The organism is Xanthomonas euvesicatoria pv. euvesicatoria (assembly GCF_020880415.1).
GTDB classification, from domain to species: Bacteria; Pseudomonadota; Gammaproteobacteria; order Xanthomonadales; family Xanthomonadaceae; genus Xanthomonas; species Xanthomonas euvesicatoria.
In genome coordinates this window covers 1-16,319 of sequence record NZ_JAJIUJ010000100.1, presented here as the reverse complement: position 1 = coordinate 16,319, position 16,319 = coordinate 1, and the positions used below count along the sequence as shown (strand labels likewise).

Sequence of the window (16,319 nt, the reverse complement as noted above, 5' to 3'; positions counted from 1 at the left end):
CAAGGCGATACGATAGGCCGCAAATCGTCCATGAAACTTTACCTGGAGTCCAAGATGGTCGACCGTCTGGCCGCCTTGCTGAGCCATTTCTCGGTAACCGCCGAGGTCTTCCATGCCGGCGCGCTGTGCGGCATCAACCAGCTCGACAGTGGTGACCGGGGCCAGCTGCACCTGATTCGCCAGGGCGCGGTGGTGGTCCACAACGGCGACGGCAGCCACCTGCAGATCGACCGGCCCAGTTTGCTGTTGTATCCGCGCGCACTTGCGCACCGCTTCGACACCGACCCGGTGCACGGGGCCGACTTTGCCTGCGCGCACCTGAGTTTCAGCGGCGGCGCGGCCAATCCATTGGTGCGCGCACTGCCTGCGTGCATTTGCCTGCCGCTGGAAGCGCTGCGCCAAGGTGCGGTGCTGGTGCATGCCTTGTTCGAAGAAGCCTTCGCACAGCACTGCGGGCGGCAGGCAGTGCTCAACCGGCTCTTCGAAGTGGTGCTGGTGCACGTGATCCGCGAACTGATGGAGCAAGGCCACGCCAAGGGCGGCATGTTGGCCGGCATGGCCGACGCGCGGCTGCGCCTGGCCCTGGTCGGCATCCACGAACATCCCGCCCAGCCCTGGTCGCTGGAGTCGCTGGCCGCCCGTGCCGGCATGTCGCGCAGCGCCTTTGCCCGCAGCTTTCACGACACGGTGGGCTGCACTCCAGGCCAGTACCTGCAGGATTGGCGCATCGCGCTGGTGCAACGCGGCCTGCGCCAGGGCCGGCCGCTCAAGCAACTGGCCGACGAGGTGGGCTACGCCGGCGAGGCAGCGCTTTCGCGTGCATTCAAGGCGCAAGTGGGGCACTCGCCGCGGATGTGGCGGAAATCTAGCTTGTGACGGCTTCAGACCAGTCATGGGATTTTACATAATATACAGACTATGCGCGCTCCGTGCGTGCAAGTTATTGATTTCAATCGGCTTTTTCTGGATCGTCGCCGGCATCATGCCAATGGCCAGGATCATCGCCCCGACCACCGCAGTGATCGGGGTCAGTCTGTCCAAGATCGATTGCCAGAGAGCACGCTCTGTTGCTGAGGCTGCACGCTCAGTGTGAATCCTCGCCATCCAGCTCGCTCCATCCAGCTTGGCAAGCGCACAAAGCTGCGCAATTCGTTCGTCTGGCAGGGCATACCTTCCCGAGCGCCAAGAACTCACCATCGCTCTGGTCACCCCTAGCTTTTGAGCTAACGCATTGTCTGAACTGAATTTTCCGCCTGCTCGCACCAGGTCGATCAGTTCGTTTTCCGCGCTCATGTTTAGCTGACCTTTACATTCCTGTTTCGCTGAACTATACAAGCGCTTGCGTTTAGTGTGGCTAAGCGCCCCGCCCCCCGGTACCCCCCGGGGGTCACGGGTCAGGGTAGGGGATCTGGAACAGGGGACATTTCGTGACGCATCACAATATCTTGGTCATCTGGCTGGTCCTGATCGCGTGCGCATTCCTGCGCGCCGTGTTCGTGTCGATCGCCTATCTCCGCCAGGCTCGATTCAACCGCCTCGACTCCGATTACCGCGCCGCCGCCCTGGTTGCCAACGCCAAGCGTGAGGTGCGCCGTGCTTGATTTGCAGGGTCCGAAGCTGCATGAGCTCTACTCGCTGCGCGCCCGCGCTGCACTTGCCCGCCAGCAGCTGCTGGTCGCTGTCTACGACGCGCTCATCGAGCAGCGCATCCATCTCATCGGCAACACCCCGGCGGTGGCTCTGTGACCCCGCTGCTTGCCCTTTGCCTACCCTTTTCACCGGTCGCAGCCTGCAATCAGACCGGTGCAGGCCCGGCGCAGCCGGGTGGCCCGAGCAGTAACACGGGCCAAAAGTCCCAGACCGTCGAAGGTCTTTCAGCGCCGATAGTCGATTTCTGCACTTTGGTCTTTGACACCGACAAGGCCATCAAGGTGCTCAAGCGGATGAGCGTGCAAGACATGGTGTCTTATGTTTTCGGCACCTCCGGCAGCATCGTCGCCGGCGCCCTGGTCGATCGCTTGTGGAACTTCAGCTATCACCGCAGCGCCATCCTCATTGATGAGACTTCAAGCGTCTGTGGTCGCGTCGGCATTGCTGACTCTGGCGAGGTCTGTATCAGCCTTACAGGGCAGGGATGCAGTCATGTTCCCAATTGGCCCTACGCCGAGCGCATCGCTGAAGATCTCGGTGCACACCTCACTCGCCTCGATGTCGCGGTAGATGATCACATGGGGCTCTCCTTCGACGTAGAGCAGTTCCGCCAGGCTTATCACCAGGGTGCGTTCACCTCGAACGGCCGGCCTCCGCAGTCGAAGCACGTCAGCGATGAAGGCAGCAATAAGGGCTGCACCCTCTATGTCGGCCAGAAGGGCCACAAAGAGCTGTGCGTGTACGAGAAGGGCAAGCAGCTCGGTGACCCGGAGAGCAAGTGGGTTCGTTGCGAAGTCCGCCTGTACGGCAAGCGCATGATTCTCCCGCTCAGCGCCATGTCCGATCCCGGGAAGCATTTCGCCAGTGCCTACACGCATCTCGCTGAGTTCGTGATTGGTGAGCTCACCCGCCACGAGCTCAAGGAACGCATGGTGTTCCCGTCCGTCAAAGCCATGGTCGATTTTATCGACACCCAGGCCGGTACAGCGCTCCGCGTCCTCTGGAACGCGTTGAACAGTCGCAGTCCCGAATATGCCGTTTCAGTCCTGCAGCGCTACCTGAGCCACGACGGCGTGCCAGGTCGTTTCAAGAACCTGCAGCAGCTCGACCTAGAGGTTCGCATCAGCAATCAGCTGGACGAGCTATTCCCCGACTGCGCCTAACTCCCGGGGCACCGTGTCGCTTGCGGCGCGGGGCCCAACCACTTCACCGCCACCGCACCGTGACGCGTCACGGAATTCCGCACCATCACCATCAAGGTAACCATCGCAATGAAGATCACGATCACCAGCCAGCACGTCAACGAAAAACACTGGGAAAAGCAGGGTCGTAGCGGAATCATTCGCACCCAGGAAGCCAGTGCCGAAACCCCGAAGTTCCGCCAGACGGTCCGCCTTGATCTTGGCAAGGAACCGCCCTACGAAAACGGCGTCTACGAGTACAACCTCGAGGACAACGTAGGCGTCAATCGCTACGGCGATTTCGAGCTGCCGCGCAAGCCCACCCTGGTCCGCGTCGACAAGCCCGCCGTCAAGGCGGCCTAAGGAGCCGCCATGGCCGTCTTTGTCCTGCACTGCAAGGAAGCCGATTACAACGCTTCTACGCAGCAATGTGCGGCCCCGTTTTACGCACCTGCGTCCAATTTTCCTCCGCCGATGGACGCGGGCGAGGGCTTGGCAATCTCCGGAATTATCGCGGGTTGCTGGGCCGTCGGTTTCATGATTCGGCAGGGGCGTCGTATCTCTCTCGCTTGACCAACCAACCATCAAAGGAAAGCACCACATGAAGACCAACACCACCCGTTCGACCTCCATCGTTGCCAAGGCCGCTGCAGGCGTCACCGCTGCCGCCGCATCGGTGATGGCTGGCTCCGCCTTCGCTGCCGGCGAAGTGGCCGCAGCCATGACCGACGGCATCGACAAGTCCGACTTGCTGGCCGGTGGCGTGATCGTTCTCGGCGCCTGCGCCGTGATCGCGATGATCGGCCTCGGTCGTCGTCTGGCCAAGTAATCGGGCAGCCAGGCAGACAGGGCAGGGCGGGGATTTCCCCGCCCTTTTTTGTGACGCAACACGAAAAGGGGGAGTTATGGAATACGTCGGTTACTTCGTCATGATCGCCATCTTGGGGGCGCTATGGCTCGCACTGGACAGCTGAGCTTGCTTGGCCGCGTGTTCGCTTCCGCGATCGCTCGCCGGCTCGCCTACGTTCTTGTCGCTATCGCGCTCTCCTGGTGCGGCATTGACCACGCGCGCGCCGCTGCGTGTGATAGCCCATCCGAGCAATGCAGCCAGGGAGACGCATATGCAGCGGCCTCACAGCTTGCATCCAGCCGTGGCCCTGATGTCTGCAAGCTTGTCGGCAACAAGGACACTGCTTACACGGGGCCCTCTATCGAGAAGGACCCCGGCAATTCCACCGCCGAGGTAACCGCGTTATCTGTCCATGCGCTGTGTAGCAACGGCGCGGTGCCCTTTCTGGGAACCAAGTACTACTACGTTGCCAAATCCTGCGAAAAGGAGCCTGCATACACCGGGGGTGGCCCCTGGGGCACGTACGTAGGGTCAGCAAGATCTGGAAGCATCGGTTGTCGAAACGGCTGCGATGGTGTGTGGTTCGGGAACGGCGATGACAGCATGACTTGGCAGGCCACAGGCGCTGTCTGTCCTACTGACCCGCCCAAGGCCTGTGAAGGCATGAAGGGCTACGTCTGGAATCGCTACCTGGGCGTCTGTGAGCCCACGCCGCCCGACAAGTGCCCCGAAGGCCAGTCTAAGAATGCAAAGGGCACCTGCGAGCCCAACGCGTGCCCTGACGGCATGGTCTTAGGCCAGGACGGTACCTGTAAGCCGAAGGATAATGAGTGCCCTGCAGGACAGATCAAATCGCCCACTGGCAGCTGTCTGCCTGGTGATGGTCAGTGCGCTGCAGGAGAGGTGCGCGGCGCTGACGGCACGTGCAAGAAAGATGGCGACGGCGACGGCGAGCCAGACGGCGAAGGTGATGGAGAGGGTGACCCTGATAAGACCCAATTCTCCGGCGGCGATGATTGCAATACACCTCCTAGCTGCAGCGGCGACGCGATCATGTGCGGCCAGGCGCGTATCCAGTGGCGCATCGACTGCAACACCCGCAGGAATCGCAACGTCAGCGGGGGAACCTGCGCCTCTATGCCCGTCTGCACTGGTGAGAAGTGTGACGCCATGGAATACAACTCGATGCTGTTCCAGTGGCGCAGCGCATGTGCTGCAGAAAAGCTGCTCGCTAAGGGCACCGGCGACGGCGGCAGCAATGGCGAGCAACCCGCCTGGACCAAGGTCGGTGGCATGTCACAGGATCCGGGTGCAGGCGCGTCTGATGCCGACACCAAGGTGCTCACCACCAAGAAGATCAGCACCGATGACCTCGATCAATCCGGCTTCGGTGGCGGTGGTACCTGCCCAGCTTTCGAAGCTGCAAGCGGTGGTGTGATCGCCAGCGCCTACTCGGCCACGTTCGCCTCGCCACCGCCTATGTGGTGCACCTTCATCGCACGCCTACGCGCCGGCCTCATTGCCGTCTCTGCGTGCGTCTCTGTCTTCATTCTCGCTAGAGGAGTGGGCTGACATGCCTATGATCATCGGCGCGCTTATCAGCGCGCTCCTGCAGGGCCTGCGCACGTATCTGCCTGGCATCGTCGGCCGTGTGCTGATCGCCTTCGGCATTGGGTTCGTTGCACACGAAGTGGCACTGCCGTCTCTCAAGTCGTTTATCGCCGGCTGGTTGCCCGGCCTCGGCGCTGTCGGCGTCGCCTACTGGGACGCCAGCGGCATCGGCGTGTCCGTCACCATGATCCTTTCCGCGATCGCCGCAGCGGTGTCGCAGAAAGCCATCCTCTCCAAGCTGGTGAAATCCTAATGGCCCTTTACCTCGTTACCGGCCAACCAGGCCACGGCAAGACCGCTTACGCGATCGACAAGGCATTCGCGTTCAAGAAAGAGGGGCGCGAGATCTACGCCCACGGCATCAAGGACTTCGACTACGAGCGGGCAGGGTGGAAGCACCTTGAGGACCCGACCAAGTGGCAGGACTGCCCAGATGGCGCGGTGATCATCCTGGATGAGTGCTACACCGTCTTCCCGAACCGCAACCCAGGTGCGAAGGTGCCTGAGCATGTCGAGCCCATGGCCCGCCATCGTCATCGCGGCTTCGACTTCATCCTCATCGCGCAGCAAGGTCTGCAGCTCGATCCGTTCTTGCGCGGCCTCTACGAGGAACACTGCCATGTGCGGCAGACCTCCATCATGAAGAGCAAAACCAAGCTTAAGAAGTGGGACGCCTACCAGGGCAACGTCGCTGGCCCGTGCGGGAATATCGTCGATTGGGTGAGGCCTAAATACGTCTTCGACTACTACACCTCCACGACGCTGGTGACCACTAAGCGCAGCATTCCGACCTGGGTCAAGATGGTCGGCATCGGCGTGTTGATCATCCTCACCGCGATGTATTACCTCAAGCACAGCTACAGCGCGAAGATCGACAAGATCAACGAGGAAGCCGCCACGACACACAGCGGCACCGGGGTGACTGGAGCTTCAGCGAAGGGCGCACCGGGGCCGCGTACCTACGACACACCCACCGACTACGCAAAGGCACATGTCGCGCGGTTCGCTACGATGCCCTGGACAGCCCCGATTTATGACGGTGGATCTCCTGCAGGTCAGCCCCAGCTCTACTGCATGTCCAGCCTCGCCGGCACAGATGCCATGGGCAAGCACCAGGAAGCCTCCTGCAGCTGCATGACAGAGCAGGGCACCAAGTACGAGATGAGCCAGCCAGAATGCCGCACTGTGGCTAGGAACAGCACGCCGTACAACCCGTATAAGCAGCCGGTTGCACCGCCGCCTCCGTACGTCCCGCCGGCTGATCAGGTGCACGACCAGGTTGCCGCTGTACCTGGCACTGTCATCGGCGCAAGCTCCCGAGCTGCAGGCACGTTCCCGGAGTCGAAGCCCTATCAAACTTCGACAACGATCCCAGATACAACAGCGCAGCTTTGATTCCGTGACGCGTCACGATATCATTCACTCATCAACAAGGGGAGTAGGGCATGGATACCGAAACACTATTCGCAATTGCTGTTCTGTTGGCGCTGGTCTTGTGCTTCGCGCCACTGTCATCGTTTCGCCGGCGTAAGGGCTGATCCCATGCGCGATGACAAGGATCAGTCCACCCTGCAGCTGCCCTTGGCTGGCCGACCAGGCCGGCCACCTGCCAACGGCCTGGCTGCCATGACCGATGCCGAGCGAGCCAGGCGCTACCGTGAGAGCCAGGCCAAGCGCCTGGTCAAGGGTCGCCGCAACCTGCAGGAGCTCACCGATGCGCTCCTGCTCGAGCAGATCCGCCGCACCATCGCCGGTGGGTCCACCAAGCGCACGGTGGCCAGGTACGTTGCCGAGCTGTCACGCAGGTACACGTCATGACTGAGCAGGAGGTTGCCACAGTGCTATGTGTCGGTTCCCTGGCCGCCTGCATCATCGGCCTGGTCCTGGGCCTGATCGACAACCACATCTACCGCCGCCGCCTCAGACGCGCCGCAGCACGTAACCAAGGGGTGTAGGGGCAACGCCCCTACGGATAACGCCTCACCCGCGCCGTGGAGCTCGAGGCCCACGCTTCCTACGCACCACCGTCGATCGATCGGCGGACCCCGCTTCAGCCACCACTGAGGACCGCTCTTCATGCCTGCGCTGGATCACGTCCCGCAGGTAGATCACATTGGCCGCTTGTGACCGATGTGGCGGCCTAGGCACATATAGGCTTCTGTATTGAGGGTTGCACGCTCTTAGCTTCGCTTCGTCCATCATCGCGGACCATTCCCGCGCCAGGCTGGATGTCAGTGCCAGCCAGGTGAGCTGGGTGGCTGTGAAGGTCTTTCCCTCAGGCGTCACCAGCTCGCCCCGTACGAACGAAAAACCGGCCCAGGGGCCGGTCAGTTGTCTATCACGCATCTGCCAATCTCCATTTGGCGCGCCATCGTCGCCGCCGCGGTGTGACCGCAGCAGCAAACGAACGCAACCAGCGGCGCAAGAGCATTGACATAATATACATTATGCGAAATTGGCTGTGTTGACGCTCCTGTGCGCCCTGGCGGCCTATCACTGCTGGTCCCTCCACAGGAAGCGGACCGGACAATGACGCTAGACACCTACGATCGCGTAGACCTAACCGGCCCTTGGGCCGGTTTTGGTTTTCAGGGGCATCGGTTTTTCACTCCCGAAGGCCGAGATATCGACCCGGTGGGAATGCGGTACTGGTCGCTCACATGCAACATCGCCCGCGAGTGGGCGCTGATGATGGCCGAGGAACGCGAGCGCGTGTGGCATGCCAGGCCGGCCGAGGTGATCTACCTGCGGGACGTGCTCCGGCGCAGGCGTGAAATGCGGCTATCAGTGGTGGATGGCGCGGGGTCCGCCGATCGATCGACGGTGATCCGTAGGACGCGTGGGCCACGAGGTCCACGGCGCGGGTAAGGCGTTATCCGTAGGGGCTATGCCCCTACACCCCTGGGTCATTTGCAGGCATCTTGGACTGCGTTGTCCCAATAGCTGGAAAGCGCGAAAGAGCGATGCACGCCGGCAGCTTCATAGGCTGCACGACGCCCCTCTTTGGCAACCTCACATGCATAGCGATCCTTGGAAGAACTGGCAGCCACATAGGTCCCAGAACCGGAACGGACAGGAGACGCATTGCGGGCGCGAAGCTGCGCAGCGGTACGGGCAAGCCTTTGCCTCAACGCCGGGTTATCCGGCTCAGGCTGAGCATCCCATTGCTTTGCGGTAACGCCTGGACACGGAGCCGACTGGTAAACGACTTGCGCACCACTCACGCACTTGAAAACCTGCTGGGCGCTGGCCGGAACGGAAGCCACGAAGAGCACAACAAAAAACGCACGAATATCCATACGCCCTCCCCTTGAGAGCGGGATTCTACCTACATCTGCAAGGTAGTGGCCGGCGTCGTGGTGTTCGTGGTGTAGGCCTTGTTGTCCGGGAACGTGCCCTGCGTGCGCGGCCCGTACTCAATGACACCGCCTCGCACCCGGTCGCGGTCAGCGCCGCCGCCGTCACTCCCTACGGTCGCAACGCCAGCAGCGCCACCGCTCCCATCGGGGGCCATGTTGTAGAGCCGTGCGTCCTTCTCACGAATGGGCGCGGTCCAGGGCCACGCGGTCGCCACCATGATGTGCTTGCCAGCTGACAAGCGCACGCCGTACGTAACGACGCTGACGCTATAGCCCAGGGCGCGCAGCTGCGTGAGGTCCAATTCCTCAATGACGTTGTTGCTCTCGTCGATCCACTGGACCCACGCCCGATCCTGATCGCCTACCCGCGCACGCGCCGACAGTCGTATACGGCCCTTGCTGGCAAGCTCGGCGACATAGCGCTGTTCCTGCGTGAGATCGGCGAGCGGATCGGGCGGCGGCGGCTGGATCGGCACGCTTGGCGCGCCATTTGCCAAGCCTGCACCAACGTGCGCGGGCTTATTGGTCTGGCTTGCCGAGGCCACAGGCTTGTTCGGATCGGAACGATCCTTGGTGAAGTAGTGCACGAAGAAGTAGATGCCAACACCACCGACAACGATGAAGATCGCAGCACGCACCGCCATCGCTGCCCAGACGTTCTTGCCACCCTCTTCGTAGACCTCGGTGTTTTCGGCACCAGGGGCATAGCCGTCATACAGCGGAAAAATGGCCGGGTCGTACTTGAGCGTCTGCCCGCCCACCTTCTCGAACTTCCCCGGCGAGGTGGTATGGAAATACGTCACGCGATATCGGCCCTTCATGCCGATGGCGGTGAGCTTCTGGAAGGTGTTTTTCTTCTCGATGCGCGCCTTGACCGCAGAGTGAAGGCGGTTGATCCACTGCGTCATGATGACCGCATCGCCGCCGTTCTGGCCGAGCAGCGCCCAGAAATTCTCCACTGCCGGCGAGAGCGGCTTGCGCTCATTGACGTAGAACTCGTGCACCTCATCAATGACGACCAACGAATCCTTGAACTCGTCCGGAATGCACCACTTGCCCGACTCATCCTGCGTGCACGCAAAAAGCTTGGTCACGTCCTTCGTATCGACCAAGACGAGCAGGCTTTGCACATCGCTTTCGGCAATGCCCAGGTGCTTGGCAATGCGATCAAATCGCAAGCCGTTGAGCCGTGCGAACACACGCCGGCCCTTCTTGAGCGCGGGGAGGATGTGATTCTTTACCGCGTCGTAGCTCTTGCCAGCACGCGGCACACCTTCATTGAAAACTAGCATGTCACCAAATCCCGACCGTCAGCACGCGACGCAACAGATAGAACACCATGGCCGCGCCGATCATCACCAGGGCAGGCCCGATCTTGAACACGTCGGCGAACCACAAAATTGTGCTGCCGGCGTTACCGAGCATGCCGCCGATGCTCTGGCCCTTCATGAAGTCCGGCATAGGCAGCAACGTCAACACGTAGAGAATGGCAGCCAGCGACTGTTCCAGCCACATCACGAACAGGTCGCCCACGAAATCGACAATCGCCTGCCACACCAGTTTGACCGCACGCCACAGCCATGCGGTCAAATCGTTGAACCAACCTGCTTGCATATCGTCTCCCCAAGTCAACACATCAACGCCACAATTCAGACATGAAATCGCAATATCCATCCCACACCGCTTTTAAGGCACGTGATAGTCGCGACGTGAAATCATTGAACCAACCTGCTTGCATATCGTCGTCCTCAGGTCACAGCAATACGGAGCGCAGCGTAAGCAGCAATCGCCAGGATCACCCAGCCCGCCGCGCGCAGAAACGCCAGAAAATCGCCGCCACAATGAAAATTGATCGTCATGGCGTTCCACCACTTCGACGCGCCCAGCGAAAACACCGGGCACGATCCACCGGAGGGCACAGTCATAAAATCCGTGATGCCGGCAACCATGGGCGTGCCGCGCACCTGCGTATTGAATTTGCTCAGCACAGACTCAACTGTCTTGCCGCTTTTATTGTAGAGCTCGGACATGGGAGCGCCCTCGCCGCCTTCACCCTGACCAGGCGTCGTGCCGTCACCATCACCAGGAGTATCACCGTCGCCATCACCGTCGCCATCACCATCACCATCGCCGTCGCCGTCACCACCGCCATCACTGCCACCGTCACTGCCACCGTCACCACCGCCATCGCTTCCACCGTCTCCACCACCGTCACTGCCACCATCTCCACCACCATCGCTGCCGCCGTCGCCATCACCGCCGTCATCACCAGGCGTGGAAGGTGGCGCATCACCCGCAGAGCAAGTGGCACCGCTGGGATACATGCCGCTGCCGCCTGATGCACCAACGGTGAAATTGTAAAAACAGCCGTCATCGCAGCTAAAACCGCTGCCATCGGAAGAAGACGCGCCAATCAAGGGGGGACGCTGGGCACACGTTTTGCTGTAAAACGTGGAACCAGCACCAGCAGGCCCACCGATGCTACACGTCGCCTGTGCGTTATAAATGCCAGCACTCTCGGCAACAACATCAGGCCCCTTGTAAAGCGAATTGGAACCGCCGACTAGCTTGCACAAATCAACGCCGCGCTGATCGGCCAGCATGCGAGCAGCCAAGAACGCCTGACCTTGATCGCAGGCGTCAGCCGCATCTCTACACATGGCGGCATTGGCGCTAAACGCGCATGACCACAACGCAACCGCAAGGATGCACGCTACAAGGCGAACAGTTATCACGCATCCAACCCCTTGACGCCTGCCCACCCACACAACGCGCCCATGAATCCACAGAACAAGAGAACGATCATCGCCCTACCCCTGAAAGAGAGAGGGCGACACCGAAGCGCCGCCCTGCCCTCACCACCATTAGCCGAAGAAGCTTGCAACCTTCTTGGCACCCCACTTGGTGAAGCCCACCAAGGCAATGATTGCGGCCGCTGCGATCATCGCGGTTGCAGCCTCAGCACCGCTCACGCCAGTCAGAATGTCACCCATGTTTACTCTCCTCGTTGATTGATTGATTTACCGGTCGTTGAACATGCCTGCGACGCTGCCGGCGAGGCGTCCCAGGACGAACCACACGATCACCAAGCCGCAGCAGCCGGTGGACCACGCTACGGCGTCCTCCTTGCTGGGCATGGCGAACGCTTCTTGCACCAGCGCATACACGCTGTATTCGCTACCACTGACGAGCACGTAGCCGCTGCACTCGCCAACCGATTGACCGGTGGGCACCAACGTGCCATCCGCTTGCAGGGCTACGCACACGGCCATGATTCAGCCAACCTTTGCCGGCTGCTGTTGCAGCTTTGCAGTGAGATCAGGCAACAGCCGAATACGACGGCCGAACTCAAGACCGCCGAATTTATTGTTCTGCAACGACTTGGGGTCGATGATGTAAAAGCCCTCGCCGTACGGGGGTTGATCCTCATCAAGGCCAATGGTGAACGGCAGCGGGAAATCTCCCTCGCGCAACACCGCTGCGGTCTGCTCACGGAAATGCGTCGCGGGCTTACCCTCGCGAGCAGGAAAGGAACGAACAGCGACAGCGGAACTCATGACTTGGACTTTCATAGTTGGACTACCTTCCAGGCGAATGTCCGGCCGAAAATGAATGTGACTTTCCACGGAGACGGCCAGAACTCTCCGGTAAGCCTGTCGAACCATCCGCCCTTTGCTTTGCGGATATCCGCTTCCCCGCCGAGAGCTTCACGCGCATCTTTCGGGGCTTTCCACCAGCGCAACTCGCGCTTAGATTCGGTATCGAGTCCACCAATGCCATGTGTGCGGAAGCCTTTGGGAAAAGCTCCAGCTGTAAGGGCAGTGAACTTGCTCGCGTATTTCGCGAGATAGCCGACGCAGTTGCGGGCTTTTTCAATTTGCGTTGTGCCATGAGGCCACCAGCCGCGTTGATCGACTTTGCCGAAATACATACCCGTCGGAACCCACAGCATTACGTGGTAGTGCGGGCGGAATCGCTGGGTGAGCTCTCCGACCCATACGTAACGAAAGCTTTCACGGTTCCACCGTGCGCGCCCAGATTTAAGGCGATTGAAGTGGCCGCGCATGCGTTTAAATAGTTCGCTAACGTCACGAGGGCTGCTGTCGCTTCCATCACGGTAGGTGAGCGTGAGGAAATACCACGCACCCCGGAAGGAGCCTTTTTTCGCTTCCTGGTCATGCAGACGTGCTCCGGTAATCACGGACTTGCGCAGCCGTTGCGCCCGCGCTTGTAGCGGGTCGATTTCGATGGTCACGGTGCCGGTCGTAGAGGCCCGCGTGTCACTTGTTTTGTAATGGACAAGCCCAAGGGCCAGCGCTGCGCGCTGGCCCTCAGCGGTCAATGCGATCGGATGGGCAGCGTCGAACTCACGCACGCTTGTGCCGACCACACGCTTGTTCTTTTGGATCTTCTCTGCGGCGATTTCAGTGCGGCGCGTAGCGGCCTGCATGACGCCGACAGACGTATCGAAAGCGGACAACTCACGCGATTGCGTGGGCTGTTCCTGCATGCGGATGCGTGCGTTTTTACCGGTGCATGCGACGCACAAGCCACCGGGAAAGAAGTAGACGGTTGTTTCACCGCAGAACGAGCATGTGCCGTCAGCCACGGTAGAACTCCATGGCAGCATCACGTGCAACAGCAGCATCGGTGCGAGATGCGAAATAGCTCTGTTCGACAGGATTGCCATTGACGACGATGGTCAAGACGTAGATGCGTGGACCGCCATGCACACGAGCGGCAGCGATGAGCCATTGCACAGACGGAGCGTCAGTCATGACCAACACCGCCTAGGTAGGCAAAAACACCGGCAGGCGTCACGAAGAGGAACACACCGCAGACCCATGTCCACGGCTCAGGAAGGTAGTAGGCGCCGATAATGAAAAGCGAAACGAAAGCGGCCAGCGCCCAGACAAATCCGATGCACTTTGCGAACTCTTTCATGCGCACTCCTCAGCCTCAGCGGCAGCGCGCACGGAACGCTTGAGGTTTGCGATACGAACCTGATGCCTAGCCTGAGCAATCAGGTCGTCTTCCCGCAGCTGACGAAGAATGGCAGCGTCGCGGCGATCCAAGATCCAGCCGACAAGGCGCGCTGCGCCGATGCTGCATACCAAGCAGGCGGTACCGAGAAGTGCGAATGCGATGACGTCCATCAAGCCCCCTCCCCTGCCCCTTGACGCGGACCCCGGAGGGGAGCCGGGGGTGCGCGGTGCTCACCCATCGGTGAACACGGACGCATGTATATTCCTCGGTTGACAGAGTGTCAACCATGAGATGAACATGCCAGCGATAAACGCCCTACTTGACAAAGTGAAAGAGAGTTGCTCTCTCCCGTCAGACAACGTTTTGAGCCAGCGGATCGGTGTGACCAGAGCCGCAGTGAGCATGTGGCGGAACGGCGGAAAGCCGGTGCCAGATGAACGGATTGCGCAGCTATGCGCTATGGCAAAGCTTGATGGCGGTGAGTGGATGGCGCGAATTCATGCAGAACGCGCTGCATCGCCGGCGGAAAAGGCGTTATGGAGATCAGTGTTGGACAGGCTAAGCGCGGCCGCCGCGGTGGTCGCGCTGCTGGTGCTGGCGGTGCACACAGGAGCGCATGAGGCGCTGCTGACGGCCCTCTCCCCGCTCGCCCTAACCGCACCTTCTATACATTATGCGAGATCATCTCGTCGTGCGGCGCGGGCTCGGCTGCGCTGGATCTGGCTTTGGATCAAGACCTGCCGCCGAACCGTTCCCCTAGCGAAACGGAACTTGCCGCATGACTGACACCTACAATCTAGACCGTCGCCACCGTGCTGGCTGTTGGCGAGCAATGCCCAAACAGCTGCGCGGCAGATCTACATCGGCGCGGGTCACGAACCATGTAGAACTGACCGGCCCCTGCGCGGGCTGGCGATTGGCTGGCCGTGATCTGGTTGCACCGAGCGGCGAACGGATCCCAGAACGCCGGCTGCGCGGATTGCTCTGGCATGCGAATGCCACCGACATCCGGGCTTCGGTGCGCAGGCGGAACGCCAAACGAAAAGCGGTTCAGCAGTCATTGGTCAAGGTCGTCGTCATGGATCTTGGCGAGCAGCGAGAGCAGCACTTCGTCAAGATCGCAGGACAAGACGTTGGCGCTTTGAGATACAGATTCATTCGCACTGCTCACCAGCCGACGCTAGAGCCATCCCTTGCTGGGGACTGACCTTGAGCCCCAATCGGCCGAGCAGCGGCGCGGCGATCGTGCTGACCCGCGCCGGTCATGCGCAGCTCGCGAGCTTGCCCGGAGCCACTTGCACTGACGTTTTGGCGCGCCGGATAAGCAGGCCTGTGAGCGTCGGCAGGAACGCACCGCTCAAGCGTCACGAAGGCATGGGTCCGACACGGCCACGGCCACGACCAAATAACGTCGTCTTCAGATCAACTTGCCTGATAGATTCTGATTGGGGTCGGAAGCTACCCTTCCCTACCCCAAATAAACATCCCTAATCCCCCTCGTCGTCAGCATCCGCTGTTCGCGAGGCCGCCACCGTCGAGGCGGAGCGCGGCGCCAAGCAAGATATTCGTCGCGTCGCCCCTCCACTCTTGGCTGATTGCCTGGAAATAGGGTCCGTCATGCGCTTCCGGTCGAAAAGGCTTATCACCCTAGTTTTTCTCGCAATTCAACAGCGCAAAGCCTCATTGCGGCCCTTGCGAGAGGAGCTGGATTTTTTCTTGAGCAGGATGTTTATCCTGTCTCCAAAATGGAACTATCGGTCTTTACCCATGCGGCCAAACCAACCTCGCCAGCCGGCCACCGCAGGCCGATACGCAATTTTTACGAAAAGCCAACCAACTGGACACTCATCGGCGACGGAACTGGACACCGCCGCCAAATGAATTGGATGCGAGCGCCAGAAGCGCTGGACAGCGCCGCCAGCACTCACTTCCAGGACTTGGCTGCCTTCGTCTTTCGCATGGATTCACCCTTGAGCGCTAGTTTGTGGCTGCTGTGAATCAGTCGATCCATGATGGCATCAGCCAAAGCAGGGTCATGGATAAACGCATGCCAGTCCTGCACTGGCATCTGGCCAGCCACAATCGTGGCGCCAGAGCCGACACGGTCATCGAGTAATTCCAGTAGATCTGCACGTCCGCGGCTGCTCAGCGGCGTCAGGCCGAAATCATCCAAGATTAGTAGGCCGGTCCTGGCGAGTTGATTGCGAAGCTTGGCCAGTGAGCCGTCCGCATGCCCAACCTCCATGTCTTCCAACAGGCGGCCTACGCGCCGGTAGCCTACGGTGATCCCTTGGCGTGCGGCTTGTACGGCCAGGGCACATGCCAACCAGGTCTTTCCAGTACCTGTCTGTCCAGTGACCAAAACGTTTTGGCGGTGCTCAATCCAGCCACAGGTCAGCAAATCCGCGATCACCGATCGATCCAACCCGCGCCCAACACGATAGTCAATAGCCTCCGGTTCGGCGTAGACCTTGAGCTTGGCATTGCGAATCAGGCGCGTGAAGCGCTTGCTGTCGCGCTGACTCACCTCGGCGTCAACCAGATGGCCAAGGCGCTGATCGAAGCCGAGTGCTCCGTAGCTGGATTGGGCGAGCTGATGTTCGACGCCAGCCACCATGCCGGTCAATTTGAGCGTTCGTAGCTGATCAATCGTATGTTCCAAAGACATAATGTTCTCCCTGA

Annotated in this window: 26 protein-coding genes and 1 pseudogene; 13 read left to right on the top strand and 14 right to left on the bottom strand. The window is 60.5% G+C overall.

From position 1 onward, the window contains the following. Window positions 1–54 precede the first annotated feature (54 nt). A complete protein-coding gene (locus LN450_RS16270; RefSeq protein WP_039417975.1) occupies window positions 55–876 on the top strand; it encodes an AraC family transcriptional regulator in 822 nt (273 codons plus the stop codon). A gap of 24 nt (window positions 877–900) precedes the next feature. Here LN450_RS16270 and LN450_RS16265 read toward each other — a convergent pair whose 3' ends face one another. Continuing rightward, window positions 901–1,293 (bottom strand): DUF3693 domain-containing protein, encoded by a 393-nt coding sequence (locus tag LN450_RS16265; RefSeq protein ID WP_228892911.1) that lies wholly within the window; start codon window positions 1,291–1,293, stop codon window positions 901–903. Window positions 1,294–1,427: 134 nt separating this feature from the next. On the opposite strand from LN450_RS16265, the gene LN450_RS16260 reads away from it, so the two are divergent. The 9 genes from LN450_RS16260 (at window position 1,428) to LN450_RS16220 (ending at window position 7,110) form a co-directional block, all read left to right on the top strand. Then, complete coding sequence (locus LN450_RS16260) at window positions 1,428–1,601, top strand: hypothetical protein (RefSeq protein WP_164973624.1); 174 nt, start codon at window positions 1,428–1,430, stop codon at window positions 1,599–1,601. After that, window positions 1,594–1,746, top strand: a complete 153-nt coding sequence (locus tag LN450_RS16255) for a hypothetical protein (protein ID WP_164973625.1) — start codon at window positions 1,594–1,596, stop codon at window positions 1,744–1,746. The genes LN450_RS16260 and LN450_RS16255 overlap by 8 nt, the downstream gene beginning before the upstream one ends. Beyond that, window positions 1,743–2,813 carry a replication initiation factor domain-containing protein gene (locus LN450_RS16250; RefSeq protein WP_074038541.1) on the top strand — a complete coding sequence of 357 codons (1,071 nt, stop codon included), beginning with the start codon at window positions 1,743–1,745 and terminating at the stop codon, window positions 2,811–2,813. Before LN450_RS16255 ends, LN450_RS16250 begins: the two co-directional genes overlap by 4 nt. Before the next feature lie 108 nt (window positions 2,814–2,921). After that, a complete protein-coding gene (locus LN450_RS16245) occupies window positions 2,922–3,194 on the top strand; it encodes a hypothetical protein (RefSeq protein WP_046935691.1) in 273 nt (90 codons plus the stop codon). Window positions 3,195–3,432: 238 nt separating this feature from the next. Further along, the gene (locus LN450_RS16240; RefSeq protein WP_074038543.1) at window positions 3,433–3,660 is read left to right on the top strand and encodes a hypothetical protein; all 228 of its coding nucleotides are present in this window, start codon (window positions 3,433–3,435) and stop codon (window positions 3,658–3,660) included. Between the two features lie 684 nt (window positions 3,661–4,344). Continuing rightward, window positions 4,345–5,253, top strand: a complete 909-nt coding sequence (locus LN450_RS16235) for a hypothetical protein (RefSeq protein WP_228892909.1) — start codon at window positions 4,345–4,347, stop codon at window positions 5,251–5,253. 1 nt (window position 5,254) lies between these two features. After that, window positions 5,255–5,545, top strand: coding sequence for a hypothetical protein (locus LN450_RS16230; protein WP_228892907.1), 291 nt, complete (start codon window positions 5,255–5,257; stop codon window positions 5,543–5,545). Next, complete coding sequence (locus tag LN450_RS16225) at window positions 5,545–6,687, top strand: zonular occludens toxin domain-containing protein (RefSeq protein WP_228892905.1); 1,143 nt, start codon at window positions 5,545–5,547, stop codon at window positions 6,685–6,687. The genes LN450_RS16230 and LN450_RS16225 overlap by 1 nt, the downstream gene beginning before the upstream one ends. Before the next feature lie 147 nt (window positions 6,688–6,834). After that, entirely contained in the window at window positions 6,835–7,110 is a 276-nt protein-coding gene (locus tag LN450_RS16220) for a hypothetical protein (protein WP_074038546.1), read from the top strand. 162 nt (window positions 7,111–7,272) lie between these two features. Here the strand turns inward: LN450_RS16220 and LN450_RS16215 are convergent, their stop codons facing one another. After that, complete coding sequence (locus LN450_RS16215; protein WP_228892903.1) at window positions 7,273–7,638, bottom strand: DUF3653 domain-containing protein; 366 nt, start codon at window positions 7,636–7,638, stop codon at window positions 7,273–7,275. A 183-nt stretch (window positions 7,639–7,821) separates the two neighbouring features. Between LN450_RS16215 and LN450_RS16210 the strand changes: the two genes are divergently transcribed. Next, window positions 7,822–8,160, top strand: a complete 339-nt coding sequence (locus tag LN450_RS16210; RefSeq protein WP_029219918.1) for a DUF3653 domain-containing protein — start codon at window positions 7,822–7,824, stop codon at window positions 8,158–8,160. A 38-nt stretch (window positions 8,161–8,198) separates the two neighbouring features. On the opposite strand, the gene LN450_RS16205 is transcribed toward LN450_RS16210, so the two are convergent. From LN450_RS16205 to LN450_RS16155, 11 genes are all read right to left on the bottom strand, one after another. Beyond that, window positions 8,199–8,591, bottom strand: a complete 393-nt coding sequence (locus LN450_RS16205) for a hypothetical protein (protein ID WP_005918116.1) — start codon at window positions 8,589–8,591, stop codon at window positions 8,199–8,201. A 29-nt stretch (window positions 8,592–8,620) separates the two neighbouring features. Beyond that, a complete protein-coding gene (locus LN450_RS16200) occupies window positions 8,621–9,943 on the bottom strand; it encodes a zonular occludens toxin family protein (protein WP_039417956.1) in 1,323 nt (440 codons plus the stop codon). Between the two features lies 1 nt (window position 9,944). Further along, window positions 9,945–10,265, bottom strand: coding sequence for a filamentous phage phiLf protein VI (locus LN450_RS16195; protein ID WP_005918122.1), 321 nt, complete (start codon window positions 10,263–10,265; stop codon window positions 9,945–9,947). 134 nt (window positions 10,266–10,399) lie between these two features. Continuing rightward, window positions 10,400–11,254 carry an attachment protein gene (locus LN450_RS16190; RefSeq protein WP_228885825.1) on the bottom strand — a complete coding sequence of 285 codons (855 nt, stop codon included), beginning with the start codon at window positions 11,252–11,254 and terminating at the stop codon, window positions 10,400–10,402. Window positions 11,255–11,515: 261 nt separating this feature from the next. After that, entirely contained in the window at window positions 11,516–11,644 is a 129-nt protein-coding gene (locus LN450_RS16185) for a Phi-Lf prophage-derived major coat protein (RefSeq protein ID WP_005918131.1), read from the bottom strand. A 27-nt stretch (window positions 11,645–11,671) separates the two neighbouring features. After that, a complete protein-coding gene (locus tag LN450_RS16180; protein WP_033482066.1) occupies window positions 11,672–11,923 on the bottom strand; it encodes a hypothetical protein in 252 nt (83 codons plus the stop codon). A 3-nt stretch (window positions 11,924–11,926) separates the two neighbouring features. Continuing rightward, window positions 11,927–12,223, bottom strand: a complete 297-nt coding sequence (locus tag LN450_RS16175; protein WP_011347644.1) for a single-stranded DNA-binding protein — start codon at window positions 12,221–12,223, stop codon at window positions 11,927–11,929. Beyond that, window positions 12,220–13,161 carry a rolling circle replication-associated protein gene (locus LN450_RS16170; RefSeq protein WP_039417961.1) on the bottom strand — a complete coding sequence of 314 codons (942 nt, stop codon included), beginning with the start codon at window positions 13,159–13,161 and terminating at the stop codon, window positions 12,220–12,222. The genes LN450_RS16175 and LN450_RS16170 overlap by 4 nt, the downstream gene beginning before the upstream one ends. Window positions 13,162–13,252: 91 nt before the next feature. After that, window positions 13,253–13,429, bottom strand: a complete 177-nt coding sequence (locus LN450_RS16165; RefSeq protein WP_164735752.1) for a hypothetical protein — start codon at window positions 13,427–13,429, stop codon at window positions 13,253–13,255. Then, window positions 13,422–13,595, bottom strand: coding sequence for a hypothetical protein (locus tag LN450_RS16160; RefSeq protein ID WP_164735753.1), 174 nt, complete (start codon window positions 13,593–13,595; stop codon window positions 13,422–13,424). Before LN450_RS16160 ends, LN450_RS16165 begins: the two co-directional genes overlap by 8 nt. Then, window positions 13,592–13,807, bottom strand: coding sequence for a hypothetical protein (locus tag LN450_RS16155; RefSeq protein WP_039417963.1), 216 nt, complete (start codon window positions 13,805–13,807; stop codon window positions 13,592–13,594). Before LN450_RS16155 ends, LN450_RS16160 begins: the two co-directional genes overlap by 4 nt. 121 nt (window positions 13,808–13,928) lie before the next feature. Here LN450_RS16155 and LN450_RS16150 point away from each other — a divergent pair. Both LN450_RS16150 and LN450_RS16145 read left to right on the top strand, forming a co-directional pair. Continuing rightward, a pseudogene (locus LN450_RS16150) lies at window positions 13,929–14,397 on the top strand (DUF3693 domain-containing protein). A gap of 18 nt (window positions 14,398–14,415) precedes the next feature. Beyond that, the gene (locus LN450_RS16145; protein ID WP_011347649.1) at window positions 14,416–14,844 is read left to right on the top strand and encodes a hypothetical protein; all 429 of its coding nucleotides are present in this window, start codon (window positions 14,416–14,418) and stop codon (window positions 14,842–14,844) included. Window positions 14,845–15,561: 717 nt separating this feature from the next. Here the strand turns inward: LN450_RS16145 and istB are convergent. Further along, window positions 15,562–16,305, bottom strand: a complete 744-nt coding sequence (gene istB, locus LN450_RS16140; protein WP_011347650.1) for an IS21-like element helper ATPase IstB — start codon at window positions 16,303–16,305, stop codon at window positions 15,562–15,564. Window positions 16,306–16,319 lie beyond the last annotated feature (14 nt).